The organism is Flavobacterium sp. LPB0248, from assembly GCF_013388355.1.
Classification (GTDB): Bacteria; Bacteroidota; Bacteroidia; order Flavobacteriales; family Flavobacteriaceae; genus Flavobacterium.
The window spans coordinates 2,857,372-2,880,102 of sequence record NZ_CP058246.1; the positions used below are offsets into that span (position 1 = coordinate 2,857,372).

22 protein-coding genes are annotated in these 22,731 nt (G+C 34.2%); 14 read left to right on the forward strand and 8 right to left on the reverse strand.

Annotated features, from left to right (window positions below; genetic code table 11):
- Positions 1–61: 61 nt before the first annotated feature.
- From LPB248_RS11925 to metG, 3 genes are all read right to left on the reverse strand, one after another.
- Positions 62–946 carry a DMT family transporter gene (locus LPB248_RS11925; RefSeq protein WP_177211639.1) on the reverse strand — a complete coding sequence of 295 codons (885 nt, stop codon included), beginning with the start codon at positions 944–946 and terminating at the stop codon, positions 62–64.
- A gap of 115 nt (positions 947–1,061) precedes the next feature.
- On the reverse strand, positions 1,062–1,337 hold the full coding sequence (locus tag LPB248_RS11930; RefSeq protein ID WP_177211640.1) for a hypothetical protein: 276 nt from the start codon (positions 1,335–1,337) through the stop codon (positions 1,062–1,064).
- Between the two features lie 365 nt (positions 1,338–1,702).
- Complete coding sequence (gene metG, locus LPB248_RS11935) at positions 1,703–3,838, reverse strand: methionine--tRNA ligase (protein ID WP_177211641.1); 2,136 nt, start codon at positions 3,836–3,838, stop codon at positions 1,703–1,705.
- A gap of 458 nt (positions 3,839–4,296) precedes the next feature.
- Here metG and LPB248_RS11940 point away from each other — a divergent pair, with 458 nt between their 5' ends.
- Entirely contained in the window at positions 4,297–5,799 is a 1,503-nt protein-coding gene (locus LPB248_RS11940) for a family 43 glycosylhydrolase (RefSeq protein WP_177211642.1), read from the forward strand.
- A gap of 287 nt (positions 5,800–6,086) precedes the next feature.
- A complete protein-coding gene (locus LPB248_RS11945) occupies positions 6,087–6,314 on the forward strand; it encodes a CDGSH iron-sulfur domain-containing protein (RefSeq protein WP_111377641.1) in 228 nt (75 codons plus the stop codon).
- A 53-nt stretch (positions 6,315–6,367) separates the two neighbouring features.
- Here the strand turns inward: LPB248_RS11945 and LPB248_RS11950 are convergent, their stop codons facing one another.
- On the reverse strand, positions 6,368–7,111 hold the full coding sequence (locus LPB248_RS11950) for a hypothetical protein (protein WP_177211643.1): 744 nt from the start codon (positions 7,109–7,111) through the stop codon (positions 6,368–6,370).
- A gap of 37 nt (positions 7,112–7,148) precedes the next feature.
- On the reverse strand, positions 7,149–8,051 hold the full coding sequence (locus LPB248_RS11955; RefSeq protein WP_177211644.1) for a PhzF family phenazine biosynthesis protein: 903 nt from the start codon (positions 8,049–8,051) through the stop codon (positions 7,149–7,151).
- A 227-nt stretch (positions 8,052–8,278) separates the two neighbouring features.
- On the opposite strand from LPB248_RS11955, the gene LPB248_RS11960 reads away from it, so the two are divergent.
- Entirely contained in the window at positions 8,279–8,845 is a 567-nt protein-coding gene (locus LPB248_RS11960) for a hypothetical protein (RefSeq protein ID WP_177211645.1), read from the forward strand.
- Between the two features lie 22 nt (positions 8,846–8,867).
- Entirely contained in the window at positions 8,868–10,424 is a 1,557-nt protein-coding gene (locus LPB248_RS11965; protein ID WP_177211646.1) for a patatin-like phospholipase family protein, read from the forward strand.
- Between the two features lie 19 nt (positions 10,425–10,443).
- Here the strand turns inward: LPB248_RS11965 and LPB248_RS11970 are convergent, their stop codons facing one another.
- Together LPB248_RS11970 and LPB248_RS11975 are read right to left on the reverse strand one after the other, a co-directional pair.
- The gene (locus LPB248_RS11970) at positions 10,444–10,704 is read right to left on the reverse strand and encodes a hypothetical protein (protein WP_177211647.1); all 261 of its coding nucleotides are present in this window, start codon (positions 10,702–10,704) and stop codon (positions 10,444–10,446) included.
- A gap of 31 nt (positions 10,705–10,735) precedes the next feature.
- On the reverse strand, positions 10,736–11,185 hold the full coding sequence (locus tag LPB248_RS11975; RefSeq protein ID WP_177211648.1) for a protease complex subunit PrcB family protein: 450 nt from the start codon (positions 11,183–11,185) through the stop codon (positions 10,736–10,738).
- A 307-nt stretch (positions 11,186–11,492) separates the two neighbouring features.
- On the opposite strand from LPB248_RS11975, the gene LPB248_RS11980 reads away from it, so the two are divergent.
- From LPB248_RS11980 to proC, 10 genes are all read left to right on the forward strand, one after another.
- Positions 11,493–12,032 carry a hypothetical protein gene (locus LPB248_RS11980; protein ID WP_177211649.1) on the forward strand — a complete coding sequence of 180 codons (540 nt, stop codon included), beginning with the start codon at positions 11,493–11,495 and terminating at the stop codon, positions 12,030–12,032.
- A gap of 76 nt (positions 12,033–12,108) precedes the next feature.
- Positions 12,109–13,026, forward strand: a complete 918-nt coding sequence (locus LPB248_RS11985; RefSeq protein WP_177211650.1) for a hypothetical protein — start codon at positions 12,109–12,111, stop codon at positions 13,024–13,026.
- A 159-nt stretch (positions 13,027–13,185) separates the two neighbouring features.
- Positions 13,186–14,457 carry a serine--tRNA ligase gene (gene serS / locus LPB248_RS11990; protein WP_177211651.1) on the forward strand — a complete coding sequence of 424 codons (1,272 nt, stop codon included), beginning with the start codon at positions 13,186–13,188 and terminating at the stop codon, positions 14,455–14,457.
- An 84-nt stretch (positions 14,458–14,541) separates the two neighbouring features.
- Positions 14,542–15,387, forward strand: a complete 846-nt coding sequence (gene lgt / locus LPB248_RS11995) for a prolipoprotein diacylglyceryl transferase (RefSeq protein WP_177211652.1) — start codon at positions 14,542–14,544, stop codon at positions 15,385–15,387.
- Positions 15,388–15,475: 88 nt separating this feature from the next.
- The gene (locus LPB248_RS12000; RefSeq protein WP_177211653.1) at positions 15,476–17,257 is read left to right on the forward strand and encodes a tetratricopeptide repeat protein; all 1,782 of its coding nucleotides are present in this window, start codon (positions 15,476–15,478) and stop codon (positions 17,255–17,257) included.
- Between the two features lie 76 nt (positions 17,258–17,333).
- Positions 17,334–17,645 carry a DUF4286 family protein gene (locus LPB248_RS12005; RefSeq protein ID WP_008465514.1) on the forward strand — a complete coding sequence of 104 codons (312 nt, stop codon included), beginning with the start codon at positions 17,334–17,336 and terminating at the stop codon, positions 17,643–17,645.
- A 179-nt stretch (positions 17,646–17,824) separates the two neighbouring features.
- Complete coding sequence (locus tag LPB248_RS12010) at positions 17,825–18,475, forward strand: hypothetical protein (RefSeq protein WP_177211654.1); 651 nt, start codon at positions 17,825–17,827, stop codon at positions 18,473–18,475.
- Positions 18,476–18,497: 22 nt separating this feature from the next.
- Entirely contained in the window at positions 18,498–19,283 is a 786-nt protein-coding gene (gene rsmA / locus LPB248_RS12015) for a 16S rRNA (adenine(1518)-N(6)/adenine(1519)-N(6))-dimethyltransferase RsmA (protein ID WP_177211655.1), read from the forward strand.
- Positions 19,267–20,616: a magnesium transporter gene (mgtE, locus tag LPB248_RS12020; RefSeq protein WP_095930296.1), complete on the forward strand. Its 1,350-nt coding sequence runs from the start codon at positions 19,267–19,269 to the stop codon at positions 20,614–20,616. The genes rsmA and mgtE overlap by 17 nt, the downstream gene beginning before the upstream one ends.
- 111 nt (positions 20,617–20,727) lie before the next feature.
- Positions 20,728–21,504 carry a pyrroline-5-carboxylate reductase gene (gene proC, locus LPB248_RS12025; protein ID WP_111425314.1) on the forward strand — a complete coding sequence of 259 codons (777 nt, stop codon included), beginning with the start codon at positions 20,728–20,730 and terminating at the stop codon, positions 21,502–21,504.
- Positions 21,505–21,582: 78 nt separating this feature from the next.
- Here proC and nhaA read toward each other — a convergent pair whose 3' ends face one another.
- Complete coding sequence (gene nhaA / locus LPB248_RS12030; protein ID WP_177211656.1) at positions 21,583–22,722, reverse strand: Na+/H+ antiporter NhaA; 1,140 nt, start codon at positions 22,720–22,722, stop codon at positions 21,583–21,585.
- Positions 22,723–22,731 lie beyond the last annotated feature (9 nt).

A 22,731-nucleotide genomic window follows, 5' to 3' on the forward strand; every position in this document is an offset into this window, starting at 1 on the left:
TTAAAATTAATTAATAATCTGTGTTAATTCTTTAAATCTGTGGAAATCTGTGAGCTGTTCTTTACTTAGAAAAAAGCCTTTTCAAAGAAATCGTTTTATCGTAAAATGTAATTCGGATTCCGAAAAGCAGAATGATTCCACCCAAAACCATCTGTAAAGTTATTTGTTCTTCCAAAAACAACCAAGCCAAAATTGAAGTAATTACTGCTTGACTTAGTAAACTCAACGAAACTCTCGTTGCACGCATGTGCTGAGTGGCATAACTAATAGAAAGCCAAGCGCACAATTGGCAAATAACAGCTTGCAGCACGAGAACAAACCAGCCAGTATTTGAAAATCCGGTGAAAGGTTCGCCTAATGCATAACATAAAATTCCTAAATAAATGCTTGAAGCAAATAAACTAATCGTCATAAACGAAAGAACATCAACTTCTGAAAGGACATTTTTACTGACCAAAAGATAAATGGAATATAGAATTCCAGATAAAACGGCAAATAGAAATGCTTTATCGAAGTTTAAATCGATAAAAAATTCAAAACCAACCAAAGTTATCATTCCGAATAAAGCGACCAATGTTCCTATCCAGAAATTTGTTGCAGGTTTTGCTTTCAGAAAAAAGAAAGAACCAACACCAACCCAAACTGGAGATAAATTGGTCAGCAACGAAGCCTGAGTCGCACTTGATTCCTGAATGGCGATATTCCAAACGGCAACATCAGACGAAAATAAAACACCACAAAGTATTGCCAAAAGAGCAAATTTTAGTTTTGGAAGTTTAAAGTTTCCGCTGAAAATAACATAAGGCAAAAGCAATACTACAGCAAAAAACATTCGGTAAAAAGCCGAAATCAATCCTGGTGTTAAACGTAATTTTACCAATATCGGGAAAATAGATATGCAGAGTATACCGCAGATTAGGGCTAATCTTGGTTTTGTGAGTTTCATTGAATGAATTTTAATCGTGTATTATTTTTCAAAGATAACTTAGAAAGCGACTATTTTGAAAGGAAAAAGCGCGAATCGATTAAAAATAGTAATTGATTCACGCTTTTTTGTTGTTTTAAGCAGCTAAAATTTTACTGCAGGCTTTCTGAATTTGTTTATCCGAAAACGGTTCGAGTGTTTCGGCAAGCATTTCACTGGTTTTGATGCATTCCATCATTTTTGATCTTAGCTCTTTGTCATCTCCTAAATCTGTTTCAAGAATTCGCTTGAAAATTTCAGACAGATAATGGGGCTGTTCTCTAAAATCTCCTTCAAACCATAAGTCTGAAAGGAATTTTGCCATCGATGGCATTACATCTTGATGTGTCGGTTTTTGATTTTCTCTTTGCATAACCGAAAAAATTTAAACGCACGAAACCCTCGCTTTAGATGTGCAAAAATACCCCAGTAAGGATAGGTTTCCCGAGTTTCCATAGGGACATCATGGCGAGGGTTCGCTTATGTTAAGTAATAAAGTTTCAAGGATTACTCCTTACTGTATTTTTTTGCAGAACAAACTTACAAAAACGAGTTTAAAAGAAATAATAAAATGTAAGAATTTTATTTTATTTTTTTGTTCTGTCAATGTTGTCATTTCGAGGAACGAGAAATCTTCGCGAGAGGCTCTACAAAGATTGGATTCTCATTGCGGAGTTACTTGCGAAGATTTCTCGTTCCTCGAAATGACAAACTATATGTTTAGTGTGTAAAATCAGTTTAATTTACTGTAGCACCATTTGGCGCATCAGCATCTGGATTTACAAAAACCAGTTTTCCTTCAGCGTTTGTTGTCATCAAGATCATTCCTTGACTTTCAACACCACGTAAAGCTCTTGGAGCAAGGTTTGCTAATACAGAAACACGTTTTCCGATGATTTCTTCTGGCGAAAAACTTTCAGCAATTCCTGAAACAATTGTACGAACATCGATTCCTGTATCTACTTTTAGAACCAAAAGTTTGTTTGCTTTTGGCATTTTTTCAGCCTCCAAAATAGTTCCGATACGAATATCCATTTTCGCAAAGTCCTCAAACTGAATTAAATCTTTTTGTGGTTCTGCTTGTTTGTTTTCAGCAATATTTGCGGTTTTTGTCGCTTCCAATTTGTCTATTTGTTTTTGTATTTCTTCGTCTTCAATTTTAGCGAAAAGCAATTCTGCTTCACCAATTTTGTGTCCTGCTGGCAATAAATCTGAGTTTTCAGAAATGTCATTCCATCCTAATGTTTTATCAATAAAGATGTCTTTTGCATCGCGGTTTTTCTCTTTCAAGAATTTACTGAAACCTGCAAAATGTTCTTTAAGGTCAGCCAAGTTCAAGATTTTAGAAAGTTTTGCAGCTGTAAAAGGTAAAAATGGTTCAGCCAAAACGCTCAACGCAGCAGCAATTTGCAACGCCACATACATTTGAGTTTTTACACGCTCTGGATTGTCTTTCATTACTTTCCAAGGCTCTTCGTCTGCTAAGTATTTGTTTCCTAAACGAGCAACATTCATCAATTCGCCCAAAGCTTCACGGAATCTGTAACGTTCAACCGAACTTGAAATCACAGCTGGATACGCTTTTAATTCTGCTAAAGTTTGTTCGTCAACTTCTGTAAATTCGTTTGGAGTTGGAATAACACCATCGTAATATTTATTAGTTAAAACGACAACACGATTCACGAAGTTTCCGAAAATGGCAACTAATTCATTGTTATTTCTCGCTTGGAAATCTTTCCAAGTAAAGTCATTATCTTTTGTTTCAGGAGCGTTTGATGTTAACGCGTAACGTAAAACATCTTGCTTATCTGGAAACTCTTCTAAATATTCGTGTAACCAAACCGCCCAGTTTTTAGAAGTCGAAAGTTTGTTTCCTTCCAAGTTCAAAAACTCATTTGCAGGAACGTTGTCTGGTAAAATATAGCTTCCTTCAGCTTTAAGCATCGCTGGGAAAATGATACAGTGGAAAACAATATTGTCTTTTCCGATAAAGTGAACCAATTTAGTTTCTTCATCTTTCCAATATGGTTCCCAGTCTTTTCCTTCGCGCGCCGCCCATTCTTTTGTAGAAGAAATATAACCGATAGGCGCATCAAACCAAACGTAAAGTTTCTTTCCTTCAGCACCTTCAACAGGAACATCAATTCCCCAATCAAGGTCACGCGTTACCGCACGAGGTTCCAATCCGCCGTCGATCCAAGATTTTACTTGTCCGTATACGTTAGGTTTCCAGTCGTTTTTATGTCCGACCAAAATCCATTCTGTTAAAAAATCAGAATATCTATCTAAAGGTAAAAACCAGTGTTTTGTTTCTTTAAGAATAGGAGTTTCTCCCGTAATTGTCGATTTCGGATTGATCAAATCTGTTGCGTTCAAAGTAGATCCGCATTTTTCGCACTGATCTCCGTACGCTTCTGGATTGTCACATTTTGGACAAGTTCCAACCACAAAACGGTCTGCTAAAAACTGATTTGCTTTTGCATCGTACAATTGCTCGGTAACTTCTTCAATAAAATCGCCTTTATCATACAAAGTTCTAAAGAATTCAGATGCCGTATCATGATGAATTTTAGCAGAAGTTCTAGAATAATTGTTGAATGAAATTCCGAAATCAGCAAACGATTTACGGATAATTCCATCATATTTATCAATAACTTCTTGTGGTGTAACTCCTTCTTTTTTAGCTTTCATCGAAATTGCAACTCCGTGTTCATCGCTTCCGCAGATAAATGCTACATCTTTTCCTTGCAATCTTAAATATCTCGAATATATATCTGCAGGCACGTAAACCCCAGCCAAGTGACCAATATGAATAGGTCCGTTGGTGTAAGGTAATGCCGCCGTGATCGTATATCTCTTTGGATTCTGTGTCATAACTCAATTTTATTGAGTGCAAAAATAAGCAATAGAATTGAGATTTTAATATTACGTGGAGATTCACTGGAGTTTTTACTGAGAATTGTGATGTTTTAATCTCGCAATCCCGATAGATATCGGGAGCAGAGTCGCATAGTTTTTTATTTTTAAGTTAAGGATTAACCATGCAGTTTGTCATTTCGAGGAACGAGAAATCTCCGCGAGTAACTCCGTTCCTAGAAGAGTCAATCTTTGTCGAGCTTCTTGTGGAGATTTCTCGTTCCTCGAAATGACAAAATAAATCGAAAACTTTGCGTCTCTGCGACTTTGCGAGATTAATTTTAACTTCTTTTGTAAAAGACTTTGCGAATCTCTGCGAAATTCTTAGTGTATCTCTGTGTAAAAACCTAACAAAATTTTACTCTATCAAAACCTTATGGTCTTTTTGACTATATTTGAAAAGAAATATCAAAAACATGAATAAAATATATTTAGCCATTTTAGTATTGTTTACATATTACGGTTATTCTCAATCACAATCAGAAAAGAATTTAAAGCAAGGACAATATTCAAACCCAATTTTTGCTGGAGATTATCCCGATCCGAGTTTATTGCGCGACGGGAAAGATTATTATGTTGTGCATTCTTCGTTCGATTATTATCCTGGACTTTTAATTTGGCATTCGACCGATTTGATGAATTGGGAACCTGTAACCAATGCGCTTCATAAATATGTTGGAGCAGTTTGGGCACCAGATTTAATAAAGTACAACAATAAATATTACATTTATTTTCCTGCTAATAATACCAATTTTGTCGTTACAGCAGATTCTATCAATGGTCCGTGGAGCGAACCTGTAGATTTGAAAATCGGAAATATTGATCCTGGACATGTTACAGATGATAAAGGAAATCGATTTTTGTATTTCAGTAACGGAGGTTATGTGGCTTTGTCTAAAGACGGACTTTCGGTAACAAGCGACTTAAAACATGTTTACGATGGTTGGAAAATTCCGCGTGAATGGAGCATTGAGTGTTTCTGTATGGAAGGCCCAAAATTATTCAAGCGAGGAGAATATTATTATTTGACCGTTGCCGAAGGCGGAACAGCTGGCCCAGCGACAAGTCATATGGTAATTTCGGCAAGATCAAAATCGCCTTTTGGCCCTTGGGAAAACTCACCATATAATCCGATTGTGAGAACGAACAGCAGTTCTGAAATTTGGTGGTCAAAAGGACATAGTACTATTTTTGAAGATGCCAACGGAAAATGGTGGATGATTTTTCATGGTTATGAAAAAGATTATTACAACTTAGGACGCCAGACTTTACTTCAGCCAGTGGAATGGACAAAAGACGGCTGGTATAAAATTCCAAATAACATTCAGACCGATAAACCAATTGCAAAGCCAGAAGGGAAAACGCTTCCTGAATTTTCTCTGAGTGACAATTTTGGAGGTTCGACTCTTAAACCGCAATGGAAATTTTATAGTGGAGTAGAAGCTTCAAGATTTAAAGTGGCTAATAACACTTTGACTATTGAAGGAAAAGGTGATGGAGTTGGAAACAGTTCTCCGCTAGTAGTTGTACCAGGAGGACATTCTTATTCAGCCGAAGTTGAAATGGAAATAGAAGGTGACGCAACAGGAGGTTTAGTTCTTTTTTATGACAATAAATATTACTCAGGGATTTTAGCCGATCAGAACAATATTTTGGCCAATTTGAGAGGATGGCAGTTTCCAACAGAGAAGAATACACATAATAGAAAAGTCTTTCTAAAACTTAAAAACATTAAAAATACCGTAGATATGTTTTATAGTATTGATGGAAAAGACTGGAAAAAAATCGAAAACTCGGTAGAAGTTTCAGGATATAATCATAATGTCTTAAGCGGATTTTTGGGATTAAGAATTGGCCTTTGTTCGATTGGAAAGGGAAGTGTAAAGTTTAAAAACTTTGTTTATAAAACTTTAGAGTAACCCTTCCGTTTGTCATCCTGAGGAACGAAGGATCACACTAGAAATTCGACAAAGATTATTAGACATTCAATGCGGAGTTACGTGTGTGATCCTTCGTTCCTCAGGATGACAAAATTGGGATTGCGAGATTATTTACCCAAAATAAGTAAAAATCTTTGCAAATCTCTGCGTAAAGCCTTCGCGTTTCTCTGCGGAATTCCAAATAAAATAGAACCAGTTTAAACTACGTTTCGCGCTTATAAATAAAGATATATTTCGCAATCTTTGCATCCGAAAAAAACAAGTTTATGAGCAAGACAAAATTAATCATCAATAAAAACGGATCAATCAAAATTGAAGGCGATTTTGAAATCATGGATCCAGAAGGAACACTTTACGGTTTACAAGGAAGACAAGCGCTAGGACTTTGCCGTTGCGGACATTCTGCAAATAAACCATTTTGCGATGGAGCACACAGAAACAACTTCGAACACGATTCAAAAGCGTTTGATTTACCACCAATGAAAACAAACTAAGAAAAGCTTTAGTTTTAAAATATTTAAACCGCATTCTATCAGATGCGGTTTTTTTATATTCGTTTCAATTGCGGCTTTACCTTTTCAAAAAAAACTTTGTAATCATTTTTATATTTTGGATTTGTAATTCTTGTAAAACCACAATTCTCAAAACAGATCCTTAAATAATTAATGAAAGTTGTATTATGCTCTTCATTTAAAAATAGTGAATCAATGCTTGGTCTATTTGTAATTTGCAGTGAATATGGTGAACCTCCACTAACATTGTCCTTATGCAAATAATCTGCTGAAAGCTCGAGAGAAACAAAACCATCATCTTCATAATAGTCTTGAAAAGTTTCAAGGGCATATTTATCTGTAACTATTGAAATGAGATCATCTAAACTTATAACTTGAATTGGGTCTGCATATTCCCAAATAAAATCTTCATTTTTATCGTAATCCCAGCCAAAATTGCAAGCGCCGACAATTTTATAAAACATTTTTAAAGATAATGGTACAAAACCAAATGATTTAACTGATTCATCAAGTTCTTTCAGCAAAGAATCTGTCTTTGGTAGAGGATTTACTAAAGGACGCTCAAAATTAAATTGAAATTCAGTTTTAAAAAGATAATTAATATTCACTAATTCTTTATAAATAATATTCAGATTATACGCAGTTCTTTCAAAAGTTTCTGTCATTACCTTCTCGATGTCAGAAAAAATATTAGGTAGAAATGCATCTGAACCTAGTTTATAAATATCTTCATAAACCTCTTTTGTTTCTCCATTTAAATATCTTTGATAAAATGTCATATCTAATATATTTTGTAGTTTTATGATTACAAATATATTAAATATAAAGTTCTCCCTTCATCGTAATAATCGAAGAACCACCTACTAAAATATCTTCTTCCCGATTCATAACTTCAATCATTGAGGGCTGTTTTAATTTTACGCCTTGAAGAATTTTATATTCTTTATCAGATTTAGTGAATTTCTTTTGCGTTAAAAAACCAATTAAAGGTCCCGCTGCGGTTCCTGTTGCAGGATCTTCGTTTATACCGATTATCGGATTAAAAAATCGTGTCTCAACTATATGATCTAAACCTTCTTCAGCTGGGGTGAAACAATAAAATCCTTCAAAATTATATTCTTTCGAAATTTCGATTAAAAGCTGATTGTCGGGAGCAAAACTGTTAAGGATCTGACTGTTTTTTATAGGAACCATGGTATGTGCAACTTCTGTTTTAACTATTGTTGGCACAAAAGCATTTACATCCAAATCTTCAATTTTTAAGCCTAGCGCTACTGCAATTTTGTAGGTTGGAATTTCTTGCTTGATAACCGCGGATTTCTGATGCATTTGAACAACTGGAGAAAAATTATCCAAATCAAAACTAACCGTTACGGGAATTGCCGAATGTTTCATAATTACAAATGGCTCACTTTCATTTTGCTCATCAAAAATAGGAAGTCCTTTTAGAAGAGCACCGCAGACTGCGCCCAATAAATTATGTCCTGCACCATCGATTTCGATTCCTGTTGGAGTAAACGAACGCACTACAAGTGATTTTTCTTTTGTAGAATAATAAACAAAGGAGGTTTCAGAATAGCGAAATTCTCTAGAAATATCCTGATAAGTTTCTAGTTTTAGATTTCCATCTGTAAAAACTACAGAAAGCGGATTTCCTTTATAGCTCTCGTTTGAGAATACGTCTAAAACGTAATATTCTAATACTTTTCTTTGACTCATACTTTTCTGTTTTTACTGCTAAACGGAGTTTGAATGCAATAAATTTACTGTTTATTCTTGTATTTCAGGAATCGGTTTTGCTTTTCGTGGTTATTTTAATATTACTTTTTCATTAAAAATTTGCTTTAGAAATCAAAAATTAAAATCAGAAAAAGTTAAAAATCAATTAGTAAACATTCCATTTTGGATTAATTCAATTAATTTTATTTCGTTGTAAATAATGTTTTATGGAAGAACTTACGCATGTTAAATCAATTATCGGAATCATTTTAGGTTTGAGTTTAACGCATCTTATAAAAGGTTCCGTAATTTTTATTCAGCATCCCGGACGCAAGAAGTTTTATTTTGTGCATGCTTTATGGGTATTTTATGTATTCCTGATGCTTATTCACTTTTGGTGGTGGGAGTTTAATCTAAAATTAATCCATGAATGGTATTTTGCAGATTATTTCTTTATTATCTGCTATATCTTGATTTATTATTTGATATGTGCAATTCTCTATCCCGACGATTTAGTAGATTATTCAGGATATGAAGATTATTTTTATTCCAGAAAAAAATGGTTTTTTTCGGTTTTAGCAATAAGTTTTGGAGCAGATATAGTCGATACGGCAATCAAAGGTGGCGATTATTTTTTATACAATCAAAGCGAATATTTTGTTCGGGTTATAAGCCATATTGTTTTGTGTTTAATTGCAATAAAAATAAATAATAAAAAGTTTCACGCTATTTTAGCCGTGCTTTTCATTGTTTACGAACTCTCGTATATATTGAGATTATTTAATGTTGAATAGATAGTAATTAAATGGAATTAGGATGAAAATTAAAGGTCTTTCTCTAGGATTCTTTTTCCTTTTTATAATAAATGAAGGAATTGCCCAAAACAAAATAAATCTCTTTTCAGAAATCAATTATAATTCTATTCCTGCGGTTGACTTAAGCGAATATAAGTCGGTTCAGGATCGTGACAGTCGTCTTCAGAATCCAAATATTGCTTTAGGTGTCGGAATTTCGGGTGGTGGATCAAGAGCGCAGTTTTTCGGTATGGGCGTTCTTTTGGGTTTAGAAGAAATTAAGGAAGAAAACACGAATCGTAATTTCTTGAATGAAATTGATTATTTCTCTACTGTTTCTGGAGGCTGTTACGCTGCGGGATATTATTTGACCATTTTTAAAAACAAATTGCAATACGATAATTGTTCGTTCAACGAATTTTATTTTTCTAAAGCCGATGCATTCAAAGCGGATGTTAGTAAATCGGCTTCGCTTTTTTCTCTTTTGAACAACAGCCGAAACGAAAAAGGAGAAAAAATCTCGATGGCGCAGCGATTAGATTTGGAGGTTTTGCAATACGACAGCGCAAATCCAGAAAATCAGAATAAATTTAGAACACAAATGCTTTTGTCCGATTTTTTTATTCCGAAAGACAGCAAACAAAATCCACAATTACCCATAATGGTTGCCAACGGAACGGCTTATAACAACGGCGAACGATTTCCGTTTATGCCACATATTATTCGGGCTTTGAAAATCAATTCGTCTTTGGCTCCTAATAAAGCACCGCTTTCGCTTGACGAAAATCAGATTAACAATGGTTACGATTTTCCGCTGACGTATGCTATTACAGCAAGTTCGGCTTTTCCTGGAGTTCTTCCTAAAACCAAATTCGGAATTAAAAATCAGGATAAAATTTTGTGTGTAATTGACGGAGGGGCGTCAGATAATATGGGTTACGAAACGTTGATTGAGCTTCTTCATAACGATACAAAAGTAAAAGACAAAAACAAAAAAGCACTTTTTATTGATTGTTTAGGACAAGGTAAAAAAGCTCCTTTTATAAATGATGAAAAAATCAGACTTATTTCGTTGTTAGAAACTGCTTCTTTATACACGGTTCAAACCAGATATATGACTTTTGAAAAAGATGTCGAAAATGTTTTGGAACGATACAAGATACCGATTTCCAATTATCACATTATTGGTTTTACAACTTTAAAGGAATATCTTCAAAAGTTAGATAAAAACAAGGCTTATGAAGATTTGGTAACAGAACTGAAAAATACTGATGACGAAACCGCAAGCTGGCTAAGAATTCATGATAATTTTAAAGCAGAATTGATTGAAAAGTTTGGGGAAGATAGCTTTCAAAAGGACAAATACAGTCAGCTACAGCTTTCTAGTTTGGACAAAGAAAAGTTTAAAGATTTTGATGCAAAAGAACTTTTGATGCTTTACGAGTATACATCACATATCGAAACCAAGTTAAAAATAACTCCCGAAGAAAAAGAGATGTTGCTGTTGTCTGGACGTTTTGCAGCGTATGTGAAAACGAATGAATTGAAAGCCTTACTAACAGAAAATACAGGGTTTTAATTTGTATTTCAGAAAGAGTTTATTTTCTTTCTCCTTTTTGGTCGACAATGTATACTGTCTCTGATTTATAATTGAGTATAAAAAATTCGATGTTTGAATTTTTAGAAATGCCTTCTTCTGTAAATGCTTTTGCTGAATCTAAACTTTCAAATATGGAGTAAACTTCCAGAATGTCTTCTCCGGAGTTATAATATTGATTATTTTTCTTTAATATTATTCCAGTAGTGTATTCCGCTTGTCCAACAGCAAATTGATTTTCATTTATTTTTGGAGTATCCATTAAAGACTTTAAAAGTTATGAGGATTAAAGATTACTGCTCAAAAACTACTTTTTTGTCTGTTTTTGCTGTTTTTACAATGTCATAAGGTCTGGAAGATTTCTTGGTGAGATTTCCGTTTCTTAGTTTCTCTACCTTTACAATTATAGTATTGCGGTTTTCGGTCATTTCTACAATATCGATCGAATGTCCATCGTTAGGTTGTGTTTTGTCAATAACGGCAATAACCTGATATCGGCTAAAATCTATAGCAGTTTCTTTAAAACCTTTTGTTTTAGCACTTGAAATATTCATTTCTTTCAAAAAATTATTCCAGGTTTTAGAATCTTTAATCACCAAATGTCTTTGAGCAATACTTTGGTCATTTGCAAAAGAATCTCCTTTACCCACAGATGCAAAAGGCACATCAGACTGTGGCAATTCATCATTGTCACAGCTGACCAGCAAAAGCAGGATGCTAAATAGTAATACAATCTGTTTCATGTTTTTGGTTTTAGCTAGGAGAACTTCGGTGTAAAGTCTTATTTATTAAACAGATATGATTTTTTATAAATGGTTGCTTAAAGGTAGTCAATTTTTGACAAACTTTTTAATTTATATTGATAACGGGAATTTGTGTTAAAGATTGTAAGGACAAACGAAGAAAAAGCAGAAAAATTGTATTTCATGTCAAAAAGACTATTTTTTACGTTAAACGGCGTAAAAAATAACGCAAAATAAATAAGTTTGAAAAGCAACATTCAATTATTTCCCTCAACTTTGCAAAACAATCTTTTAAATAAACATTCAAATGGAATTCGGTAAAATCATTATTTCAGAAACGGCTGCAAATAGCGAAAATCCTCAAGACGTTGTAAATTCGAATATTTCAGTAATCAATTTAATGCGCGAAGAAAAAATAGACGACGATTTAATTCACGAAGATGCTTTAATGAGTTATTATTTAGATTTTTATGCTTCGAAATATGCTGAAGGAAATTTTTCGAAGTTTGTTCATGATTCGGGCTGGAATAAAGAATTGAACGAATTAATCGAAGAAGGCTTAGCTTTAATTGGTGCCGAAAAGCATTTGGAATTGTTTAAGGAACAAAGCCGCAAGTTGCGTTTGCAGAGTAACATTAAATTAGGAAAATTTCTAAAAGATAAATATGATGCTCCGAACGCTTTTAAAGACTTGCTAAATAACAATGCTTATTTTGAATTGGACGAAAATCTGACCGAATTGAATGCTGCATTTTTAAAATCGCATCCCGATACAGAAGTGCTTTCGGTCGACGAAATGTTTAAAACACTGGAAGAGTTTGTAGGACACGAAATTAAGAGAGATTAAATTTTAATTTTCCTGCTGAGGTTTGTAAGAAAATTATATATTTGAAATGCCCTAAATTTCTAACAAATCAAAGCCTATGAAAAAAACGATTCTTTTAAGCGGCGTTTTGATGTTTTTGTTTTCCTGTGCGAAAAATGAAAAGGTTCAAGACAATGCTCAAGTTCAAGATCAAGAACTTCTTTCGCAAACGGAACTTGGTTTTAGTAAAAGACAGATAAAAAAACTCATTTTTAAAAATCTGGACGAGATTGAAGATTCAAATGAAATGAATCTGGAGTTACTTTCTAAAGTGGCATCCAATCTCAAAATCAAATATTCAGATATTAAAATTAAAGAAACAAGTTCTATCAATTACGACGATCAAACTGCTTTTTTTGTCCTGACAACTGTTTCGCATGATAAAAAAGCATTCAGAACTAATGATAACGACAATGAGCTCGGGAATTATTTTCAGCGTAAATACTTATTTGTAAACCGTGAAGACGGAAGCGTAATTGCAGAAGAGTTTGACGATAATTTAGGTTATTATGATAATGAAGCTATTCAGTTTTCGAAATCGCATATTTTGAAAGATCTGGTTTTTCTAAACGAAACTACTCCAGCAATTGCTTTTTATACCGAAGCCAATGCGAGCAGCCGGATTGTTTTGTATTCGGAAAAGAAATTTACACTAATAACTCTGGCCGATAAAGAGATAAAAAAGGTTTTATACGAATATCCAATTCGATTAAGCAATGGCGATTCTAACGGAAATGGAACTTTTCAGATAGAAACTTTAGAAACCGGAATGAGCTTTTCTGATCATAAAACCAATGGTTATTTTGATTTGATCATATCTAAAAACTTTTCTTATGAAGAAGCAATAGAAAGTGATTTAGAAAATGGAATTGAAGAAAAAAGTGACTTGAAAATTAAGAGAGAATTAGAAAAAATAAAGTATAACGGACGAGAATATGCTTTTCATAGAGATGATAGACTTCGTTTTTTAGAATAAAACTCAAAAAAATTCAAATAATATCAAGAGCACTTTTACGGTGCTTTTGCTGTTTATAGGGGATTTCTGTTTTACTGTAAAACTTTGACCTATTGTTAACAAACATTTCCTTAAATTTGCTTCCGTTATAAAAAATACAATAGTTATAAAAATCAAGCTATGTTACAAATTGCATTTATTAGAGAAAATCAAGAGAAAGTAATCAAAGCTTTAGCAAAACGAAATATCGATGCTAAAAGCGTTGTTGAAGAGGTGGTTCAATTAGACGAAAATCGTCGTGCTGCACAGGTGGAATTAGACAATACTTTATCAGAATCTAATAAATTGTCCAAAGATATTGGTGAATTGATGAAAGCTGGTGAGAAAGCTAAAGCAGCAATCTTAAAGGAAAAAACAGTTTCACTAAAAGAAAAAAGTAAAGAACTGAGCGAAAAAGCGGAAGCTTTGGCTGTTGAGTTAACCAATAAATTATACACATTACCAAACCTTCCGGCTGATATTGTTCCTGAAGGAAAAACTCCAGATGACAATTTGAATGTTTTCCAAGAAGGAGATATTCCAGTTTTGCACGAAGGCGCACAGCCTCACTGGGAATTGGTTAAGAAATACGATATTATCGATTTTGAATTGGGTGTAAAAATCACAGGAGCAGGATTCCCTGTTTACAAAGGAAAAGGAGCAAAGCTTCAACGTGCTTTGATCAACTACTTTTTAGACAAAAACACCGCTGCAGGATATAATGAAGTTCAGGTGCCACATTTGGTAAACGAAGCTTCTGGTTACGGAACAGGTCAATTGCCCGATAAAGAAGGGCAGATGTACCACGCTGGAATTGACGATTTATATCTAATTCCAACGGCTGAGGTTCCAGTAACCAATTTATTCCGTGATCTAATCTTAAACGAAAACGAATTGCCTGTTTTGCAGACAGCGTATACGCCATGTTTCCGTCGTGAAGCAGGTTCTTACGGAGCACATGTTCGCGGATTAAACCGTTTACACCAATTTGATAAAGTAGAAATCGTTCGTATCGAACATCCTGATAATTCTTATGCAGCTTTAGACGGAATGGTAGAACATGTAAAAGACATTTTAAAAGAATTGAAATTGCCTTACAGAGTGTTACGTCTTTGCGGTGGTGATATGGGATTCACATCTGCTTTGACTTACGATTTTGAAGTATTTTCTACTGCTCAAGATCGTTGGTTAGAAATCAGTTCTGTTTCTAACTTTGAAACGTTCCAGGCAAACCGCTTGAAATTACGTTTCAAAGACAAAGACGGAAAAAATCAATTGGCACATACACTTAACGGAAGTTCATTAGCGCTTCCGAGAGTTTTAGCCGGAATTATTGAAAATTACCAAACTCCAGAAGGAATCGTAATCCCAGAAGTTTTACGTCCTTACTGCGGATTTGATATTATAAACTAAAAAATATAGTTTTTAAGATACAAACCTAACAGACTTTAAAAACCTGTTAGGTTTTCTTAATTTATAGAAATTAAAAAACAGAGCATGATGAATGGAATTTTAAATTGGAACGTAGATCCTGTTATTTTCTGGATAACAGATAGTTTTCCTTTAAGGTATTACGGAGCTTTTTTTGCCTGCGGACTTCTTTTAGGCTTCTACATTGTTAGTAATATTTACAAAAAAGAAAACCTTTCTTTGGACAATCTGGATTCTTTATTGATTTATGTTATTGTAGGAACTGTTTTAGGAGCTAGACTTGGACATTGTTTCTTTTACGAACCTGAGTATTTCTTCAAACATCCGATAGAAATATTTTTGCCAATCCAGAAAATTAAAGGGATTTATCAGTTTGTGGGTTATAGAGGTTTGGCAAGTCACGGAGGATCGATTGGAGTTATTACGGCAATGATTTTATACTGTCGAAGATACAAAGTGCAATTTTTAGGGCTTTTAGATAAAATGGCCGTTGCAGTTCCTGTAACGGGGACATTTATCAGATTGGGAAATTTTATGAACTCTGAAATCTATGGAAAACCAACCAACGGAAATTGGGGAGTGGTTTTTGAAAGAGATGATTTGATTCCGAGGCATCCAACACAATTGTATGAAGCTTTTGCTTATTTATTGATTTTCGGAATATTGTTTTCCATGTATAAATCAGAAAAAATTAAAAATGCACAAGGATTAATCTTTGGAACTTTCTTAACTTTATTATTTACAGCTCGTTTTATAATTGAATTTTTTAAAGAAAATCAAGAAGCTTTTGAAAATAATATGCTAATTAATATGGGACAGATTTTAAGTATCCCATTTATTTTAATTGGTTTAGCTCTGATTTTTTGGAAAACTAAGAAAGTCTCAGTGGGCAGTGACAGTTTGCAGTTTTAACAAGACTGAAAACCGCTACTGAAAACTAAAAAAGTCCAAGTTTACAGTTAAACTTAGACTGAGAACTGCGACTGAAAACTTAAAAAATATGAGAAACATATTGATCGGTATCGTTTTGTTATGTTCTGGTTTTGCATTTGGACAAAACGAGCAGCTGGCACAATATTATTACGATAAAGGTGATTTTGATAAAGCGAAAATCAGTTATGAAGAGCTTTTGAAAAATGCGCCCTCTAACACGCAGTATTTTTTAAGAACGATTGATTGTTATCAGCAGTTACAGCAGTTTGCCAATGCCGAAAAAGCAATTCAAGATCGATACAACCGCTACAAGCAAGGTGTTTTTTTGGTGGAGTTAGGATACAATTTCCAGTTGCAGAAAAATGATGCGAAAGCCAAAAATTACTATGAACAGGCAATTGAAAAAATAAAGGTCAATCCGAATGATGTTTACGGAATTGCGAGTTCTTTTGAGAAAAAAGTATTGCTAGAATATGCTTTAAAAGCGTATCAGACTGCAATGCAGATTCAACCCAATTTCAATTTCAATTTTCAGATAGGAATGTTGTACGGACAGTTGGGTAAAACCGATTTAATGATTGATTTGTTATTGACAGAATCTTTTACAAATCCGCAGAACACCAATTTGATTCAGACACAATTGTCAAGATTCATGAATGGCGAAACCGATAATACGGCTTTTAAAGATGCAATGCGAAAAGCACTAATCTTAAGAACCCAAAAAGATCAAGACGTTTTCTGGAATCATTATCTAAGCTGGTTTTATGTACAGCAAAAAGAATTCGGAAAAGCCTTTATTCAGGAAAAAGCCATTTACAAACGCGAACCAGAATCGTTGATGAGTATCGTCAATTTGAGTCAGTTTGCGATGAATGAAAACGATGACGAAACAGCTGTTGAAATCCTGAATTTCATTCTTCAAAACACCAAAGATTTAGGTTTACTGGTTCAGTCGAATGCTTATTTAATGCAAATAAAGATCGATAATGCACAGGAAAAAGACTATCCACTAATCGATCAGGAATTGAAGCAATTGCTGGCTACTTACGAAATCAGTCCTTTTACCTTATCTTTGCAAATCATTCAAGCGCATTTTTTGGCCTTTAATTTGAAAAAGACAGAAGAGGGAAAGGCAGTAATCAAAAAGGCTTTAGAATTAAATCTAAACGAATATCAAAAAGCTGACGCTAAAATGGAGCTGGCTGATATTTTGCTTTTAGAAGAAAAGTACAATCAGGCGCTGATTTATTATTCGCAAATTCAATTGGATTTGAAAAATGATGTAATGGCACACGAAGCCAGTTTGAAAGCAGCCAAAACAAGTTATTACAAAGGTGATTTTGAATGGGCCAATAAACAATTCAAAGAATTAAAAGCAGCCAATACGCAGTTAATCGCCAATGATGCTCTAGAATATTTTCTTTTAATTAATGATAATACCGCCGCAGATTCAACTCAAGTTGCTTTAAAAGCGTTTGCAAAAGGTGATTTTTTAATTTATCAGAATAAAAAACAAGAAGCGATAACGCAGTTTCAGAATATTTTAAAAACCTTTAAAGGTCAAGAAATAGAAGCTGTAACTTTGCTTCGTTTAGGAAAAGTGTACGAAAGTCAGAAAGATTTTGCTTCGGCTCTAAGTCAATATCAGCAAATCATTGACAATCACAGCGATGGAATTTATGTTGATGAAGCATTGTTTTTCTCAGCAGAAATTTACAACGACGAACTAAAAGATCCGGAAAAGGCAAAGGCTTTATATGAAAAGGTAATTTTTAATCATCAAGACAGTATTTACTTTGTTGATGCCAGAAAAAAATACCGAGAGTTAAGAGGGGATAAGAATCTATAATTCAGATTTCAGACTTTAGATTTTAGATTTCAACAAGAATCTAAAATCTAAAGTCTACAATCTAAAATCAAAAGAAATGATTATTTACAACGTTACCACAAACATACACGAAAGCGTTCATGACCAATGGTTAAAATGGATGCAGGAAAAACACATACCAGAAATTCTGGCTACTAATAAATTTTCTTCAGCACGAATTGTAAAAGTTCTCGTTGAAGAAGAAATGGGCGGAATTACTTATTCTGTGCAATACATAACAGACAGTAAAGAAACTCTAGAGAAGTTTTATATCGAAGATGAGCCAGAATTTCATAGAGAAGCATTAGGCTTATTTGCTGATAAAATGCTTTCTTTCAGAACAGAATTGGAAGTTATTTCTGAGCACTAGTTTTAAATTGTGTTTTTTAGTTGGAAATGAGTAGAACTTGTCTTAAAAAGTAATTTTGCAGGATTTAACAATATTAAAGATTAAAAGTAACAGGTCTATCTGCTTAATACCTAAAAAAGGTATATTTGCAAAAAAATTAATTTCTAACTAAAAATTGTGCCTCTCCAGTCATCTTGTTTATGAAACACCTACCAATAAAGCTTGTTTTATTTTTATTGCTAAGTCTTAATGTTTCTTGTCAGAGCAATAAAGAGGTGGTAAATGAGCAAGAAACTGCAAAATCTATTATTTTACAACTTAATGAATTTAGAGATATTGAATATACTTCAAAGGAAATTTTAAAGGGTTATATCATTTCTAAGTATGAAGTTTTAAAGATAAAAAATGAGGAATCTCCTGAAACATTTGGAGAAGCAACAGGGATTGCAGCAAAGGTTTATGATAAGGGGAATGAGATTGTTGAGTATATCGATGAAATTAAAGCAGAAATTCCTGAAGAAGATTATTTTGACACAAATGATACGGCATTCTATGATACATTCGTAAATCAAAAATATGCTGTGTTAAAAAGTAAAATTGACAATTTTTACAAACAAAATAAAACAATCATATCTTCTTCACGTCCTTGTGCCTCATTGAAAGAGGATAATGAGAAGTTTAATACAAATAAGACTTTCAAAAGTAAAGAAAATAAGAATGTTAATTTTTTAAACTATAGATTCGGTTACAAAGCCAATATTGGACTGCTGACGGGTTTAGAAAGAATTCAATTTGACGTTATTCATTTTCAATATATGGTTATGAATACGTTTATGGGATCTGCTCATTAAAAGCAGGAAGTAAATAAGGAATATGGAAAAAGTAAAAGCAAAAAAACATTTAGGACAGCACTTTCTTAAAGACGAAAGTGTCGCAAAGGCTATTGCTGATACTTTAAGTCTTAAAGGATATGAGGAGGTTCTAGAAATAGGGCCAGGAATGGGTGTGCTTACTAAATATTTACTTGAAAAGCCAATTACCACACACGTTATTGAGATCGATACCGAATCGGTAGCGTATTTGGATGCGCATTATCCAAAATTAAAAGACAAGATTATTTCTCAGGATTTCCTGAAGTATAATATAAATGAAGTTTACCAAGACAAACAGTTTGCCATAATTGGAAACTTTCCGTACAATATTTCTTCTCAGATTGTTTTTAGGACATTAGATCTTAAACATCAGATTCCCGAATTTTCAGGAATGTTCCAGAAAGAAGTAGCCGAGCGCATCTGCGAAAAGAAAGGCTCGAAAACCTACGGAATACTATCCGTTTTAGCTCAGGCTTTCTATACTACAGAGTATCTGTTTACGGTTGATGAAAACGTTTTTATTCCTCCGCCCAAGGTTAAATCGGGTGTGATGAGAATGACCCGAAAGGAAGATTACAGTCTTCCTTGCAGCGAAAAGTTGTTTTTTACAGTTGTAAAAACCGCTTTTCAGCAGAGACGAAAAACATTACGTAACAGTTTGAAAACATTAAATTTATCAGACAAATTGCGAGAAGACACTATCTTTGATAAACGTCCGGAGCAGCTTAGCGTCGATGAATTTATTGAACTAACTCTAAAAATAGAAACCGATGGAGTTCAAAGTTAGTAAAGAATTTATACACCAGTTAGAGGAACTGATCAATAAGAAAAACGACAGCGAATTAGAAGTTTTGCTTAATGATCTGCACCACGCTGATATTGCCGAAATTTTAGACGAATTAGATTTCGATGAGGCAACCTACATCTTTAAGGTTTTAGATAGTGATAAAACGGCCGAAATTCTTCTTGAATTGGAAGAAGATCTGCGTGAAAATATCTTAAGCCGACTTTCACCAAAGGAAATCGCAGAAGAGCTTGACGAGCTTGAAACCAATGACGCTGCCGATATTATCGCAGAACTTTCGCAGGAAATCAAAGCGGAAGTAATCTCTGAAATATTAGATGTTGAACACGCCAAAGACATTGTTGATCTTTTGCGTTACGACGAAAACACGGCTGGTGGTCTAATGGGGAAAGAGCTTGTAAAAGTGAATGAAAATTGGAACGTTTTGACCTGCGTTAAAGAAATGAGAATTCAGGCAGAAAATGTATCCAGAGTACATTCTATTTACGTAGTCGATGATGAAAATAGACTAAAAGGAAGACTTTCTCTTAAAGATTTGTTGACTTCTTCTACCAAAACTCAGATTGGTGAAGTTTATATCCGAAAATTAAATTTTGTAAATGTTGATACAGAAGACGTTGAAGTCGCTCGTATCATGCAGAAATACGATTTAGAGGCAATTCCAGTTGTTGACGAGTTAGGTCGTTTGGTAGGAAGAATTACCATCGATGATATCGTAGACGTAATCAAAGAAGAAGCAGACAAAGATTACCAGTTAGCTGCCGGTATTACGCAAGACGTAGAATCAAATGACAGTGTTTACGAATTGACCAAAGCGCGTCTGCCTTGGCTTTTGATTGGAATGGTGATCGAAATTGTTGCGTCTTTTGTTTTAAAAGGCAATGAAGCAACTTTCCAAAAATATTCAACATTAATCATTTTTGTGCCTTTACTTTCTGCAACTGCTGGAAATATTGGAGTTCAGGCTTCGGCAATCGTAGTGCAAGGTTTAGCAAATGGAACATTGAAAGATTTCAGCCGTGCTTATTTTACTAAAGAAATTACGGTTTCGATGATTTCGGGAAGTATTATTTCATTTCTTCTATTGTGTTACCATTCTATCATGTATCAGCAGTATTTAGTTGGGTTTGCCATTTCAATTTCGATGATTGTCGTGATTTTGTTTGCTGCTACTTTAGGAACATTAGTGCCGCTTTTCTTGAACAAAAACAAAATTGATCCCGCAATTGCGACTGGTCCGTTTATCACAACAACCAACGATGTATTCGGAATCATGTTATACTTCGGAGTAGCAAATCTGATTCTTGGATTCTAGATTTTTGCCACAAATTAGCCGTTTGCAGTGATTTAAAATCTCTAAAATCTGCGTAATTTGCAGGCGGAAAATGCTGTTTACCAGCCAGAAATAAATTAAAGCCAAACCAAAATGAAAGTACACATAATTGGAGGAGGAAACCTTGGGGTTTCTATTGCCTTAGGAATTGCTAAATTCTCGAAAAACAACCAAGTTACTGTCACAAGAAGAAACACTGCAAGTATTCAATATTTATCTGAGTACGGAATTACTGTTTCTAACGATAATAAACACAACATCGAGGAAGCTGATGTTGTAATTTTAACTATAAAACCCTATCAAGTAGATACTGTTTTGGCTGAAATTCTGCCAGTTATCCAAAATAAAACAATTGCTTCAGCAGTTAGCGGATTGTCTTTGGATATGCTTCAAACCAAAACAAATTTTGAATATCCAGTTGTTCGCATTATGCCAAATATTGCGGCACAGTTTGGAGAATCGGCAACTTGTATTTCTTTCCCTGAAAAATATGCAGCAAATGCTTCACCAGTTGTTGACTTATTTCAAGATTTAGGAACCGCTCCTGTAATCGATGAAAAACTAATGGATGCAGCAACAGTTTTAGGTGCGTGCGGAACTGCATATGCATTACGTTATATTCGCGCTTCTATGCAAGCAGGAATCGAAATTGGATTTGACTCTAATACTGCTCTAGCAATTGCGGCACAAACCGTAAAAGGGGCGGCAAAAATGCTTTTAGAAGAACGAGTGCACCCAGAGCAATTAATCGACCGTGTAACGACGCCTCAAGGCTGTACGATTGTCGGTTTAAATGAAATGGAACACAATGGATTTAGTTCATCATTAATTAAAGGAATCAAAACTTCTTTGAAACAAATCAAAGGTTAGGGATTCAAAGAAATTCCAAATATTAAAAATCCCAAATTCCAATTTTCAAACTGGAGTTTGGGATTTTTTATTGGGATTTTATTTCAATCTGTTTAGTATGTATTTCAAATAAACAAATCCCATAAGTCCAGCCATGAAAGAGGCAATAAGAATCGCTATTTTAGAAAAAACTATAATTTCAGGATTTTTAAAGGCAAGAACGGTAATGAAAATGGACATTGTAAAACCAATTCCTCCCAGCATTCCTGCACCTAAAATATGCGCCCATTTTAAATTTTTCGGCAAGGTGCATAAGCCTGCAGTTACGCCGACAGAAGAGAAAAGCAAAATACCAAGCGGTTTGCCCACTACAAGTCCAAGAATGATTCCGTATGTATTAACATGATTAAGTCCTTCGTGCCAGTTTTCTGTAATGGTTATAGCGGTATTTGCAATCGCAAACAACGGCAATATAAAAAAGGCAACAGGCTGATGTAAAAAATGCTGCAGTCTATACGAAGAGGTTTTTTCTCCGCCATCTCCAAACGGAATTACAAAAGCTAAAATGACTCCTGTAATGGTTGCATGAACGCCAGAATTAAGCATAAAATACCACATAATAGCTCCACCAACAAGATATGGAATTAGATTATGGATTTTCATTCGATTTAGGATGAATAATAAGCCCCAAATTCCTAATGCAATTCCGAGATTTAAAAAAGAGATTGATGTGGTATAAAAAACTGCAATAACGATAATAGCGCCTAAATCATCAATAACAGCTAGAGCAGTTAAGAAAACTTTCAGAGATGTAGGAACCCTTTTTCCTAGAAGTGATAAAATTCCAATTGCAAAGGCAATATCGGTCGCCATTGGAATCCCAGCTCCGTTTTGTGTCGTTGTTCCATAATTTAAAGCCAAAAAGATTGCCGCAGGAACCAACATTCCGCCAAAAGCGGCCATTATAGGCAAAGAAGCGTTCTTAATATTGGATAATTCGCCATGATAAATCTCGCGTTCCAGCTCTAATCCGATCAAAAGGAAGAAAATTGTCATCAATCCATCATTGATCCAATGTGTAATAGAATGCCCTGAAATTTCTTTTTCCCAAAAAGCAACATACGGAATTTGAATTGAAGAGTTGGCAAGATAAAGAGATAAAATCGTAACGCAGAGCAAGATAATTCCTCCCGATTTTTCGTTTTCAAAAAAGGCTTTAAAAGTCTTGGTTAGTTTCATTATGGGAAG

Bases quoted from the DNA above. Each gene is read 5' to 3' on its own strand.
- LPB248_RS11985 (WP_177211650.1), top strand. From the start codon at position 12,109: ATGAAAAAAACGATTCTTTTAAGCGGCGTTTTGATGTTTTTGTTTTCC.
- mgtE (WP_095930296.1), top strand. From the start codon at position 19,267: ATGGAGTTCAAAGTTAGTAAAGAATTTATACACCAGTTAGAGGAACTG.
- LPB248_RS11980 (WP_177211649.1), top strand. From the start codon at position 11,493: ATGGAATTCGGTAAAATCATTATTTCAGAAACGGCTGCAAATAGCGAA.
- rsmA (WP_177211655.1), top strand. From the start codon at position 18,498: ATGGAAAAAGTAAAAGCAAAAAAACATTTAGGACAGCACTTTCTTAAA.
- lgt (WP_177211652.1), top strand. From the start codon at position 14,542: ATGATGAATGGAATTTTAAATTGGAACGTAGATCCTGTTATTTTCTGG.
- LPB248_RS11950 (WP_177211643.1), bottom strand. From the start codon at position 7,111: ATGACATTTTATCAAAGATATTTAAATGGAGAAACAAAAGAGGTTTAT.
- LPB248_RS11960 (WP_177211645.1), top strand. From the start codon at position 8,279: ATGGAAGAACTTACGCATGTTAAATCAATTATCGGAATCATTTTAGGT.
- LPB248_RS11975 (WP_177211648.1), bottom strand. From the start codon at position 11,185: ATGAAACAGATTGTATTACTATTTAGCATCCTGCTTTTGCTGGTCAGC.
- serS (WP_177211651.1), top strand. From the start codon at position 13,186: ATGTTACAAATTGCATTTATTAGAGAAAATCAAGAGAAAGTAATCAAA.
- proC (WP_111425314.1), top strand. From the start codon at position 20,728: ATGAAAGTACACATAATTGGAGGAGGAAACCTTGGGGTTTCTATTGCC.
- nhaA (WP_177211656.1), bottom strand. From the start codon at position 22,722: ATGAAACTAACCAAGACTTTTAAAGCCTTTTTTGAAAACGAAAAATCG.
- LPB248_RS11970 (WP_177211647.1), bottom strand. From the start codon at position 10,704: ATGGATACTCCAAAAATAAATGAAAATCAATTTGCTGTTGGACAAGCG.
- LPB248_RS11940 (WP_177211642.1), top strand. From the start codon at position 4,297: ATGAATAAAATATATTTAGCCATTTTAGTATTGTTTACATATTACGGT.
- LPB248_RS11955 (WP_177211644.1), bottom strand. From the start codon at position 8,051: ATGAGTCAAAGAAAAGTATTAGAATATTACGTTTTAGACGTATTCTCA.
- LPB248_RS12000 (WP_177211653.1), top strand. From the start codon at position 15,476: ATGAGAAACATATTGATCGGTATCGTTTTGTTATGTTCTGGTTTTGCA.
- LPB248_RS11925 (WP_177211639.1), bottom strand. From the start codon at position 946: ATGAAACTCACAAAACCAAGATTAGCCCTAATCTGCGGTATACTCTGC.
- metG (WP_177211641.1), bottom strand. From the start codon at position 3,838: ATGACACAGAATCCAAAGAGATATACGATCACGGCGGCATTACCTTAC.
- LPB248_RS11930 (WP_177211640.1), bottom strand. From the start codon at position 1,337: ATGCAAAGAGAAAATCAAAAACCGACACATCAAGATGTAATGCCATCG.
- LPB248_RS11945 (WP_111377641.1), top strand. From the start codon at position 6,087: ATGAGCAAGACAAAATTAATCATCAATAAAAACGGATCAATCAAAATT.
- LPB248_RS12005 (WP_008465514.1), top strand. From the start codon at position 17,334: ATGATTATTTACAACGTTACCACAAACATACACGAAAGCGTTCATGAC.
- LPB248_RS12010 (WP_177211654.1), top strand. From the start codon at position 17,825: ATGAAACACCTACCAATAAAGCTTGTTTTATTTTTATTGCTAAGTCTT.
- LPB248_RS11965 (WP_177211646.1), top strand. From the start codon at position 8,868: ATGAAAATTAAAGGTCTTTCTCTAGGATTCTTTTTCCTTTTTATAATA.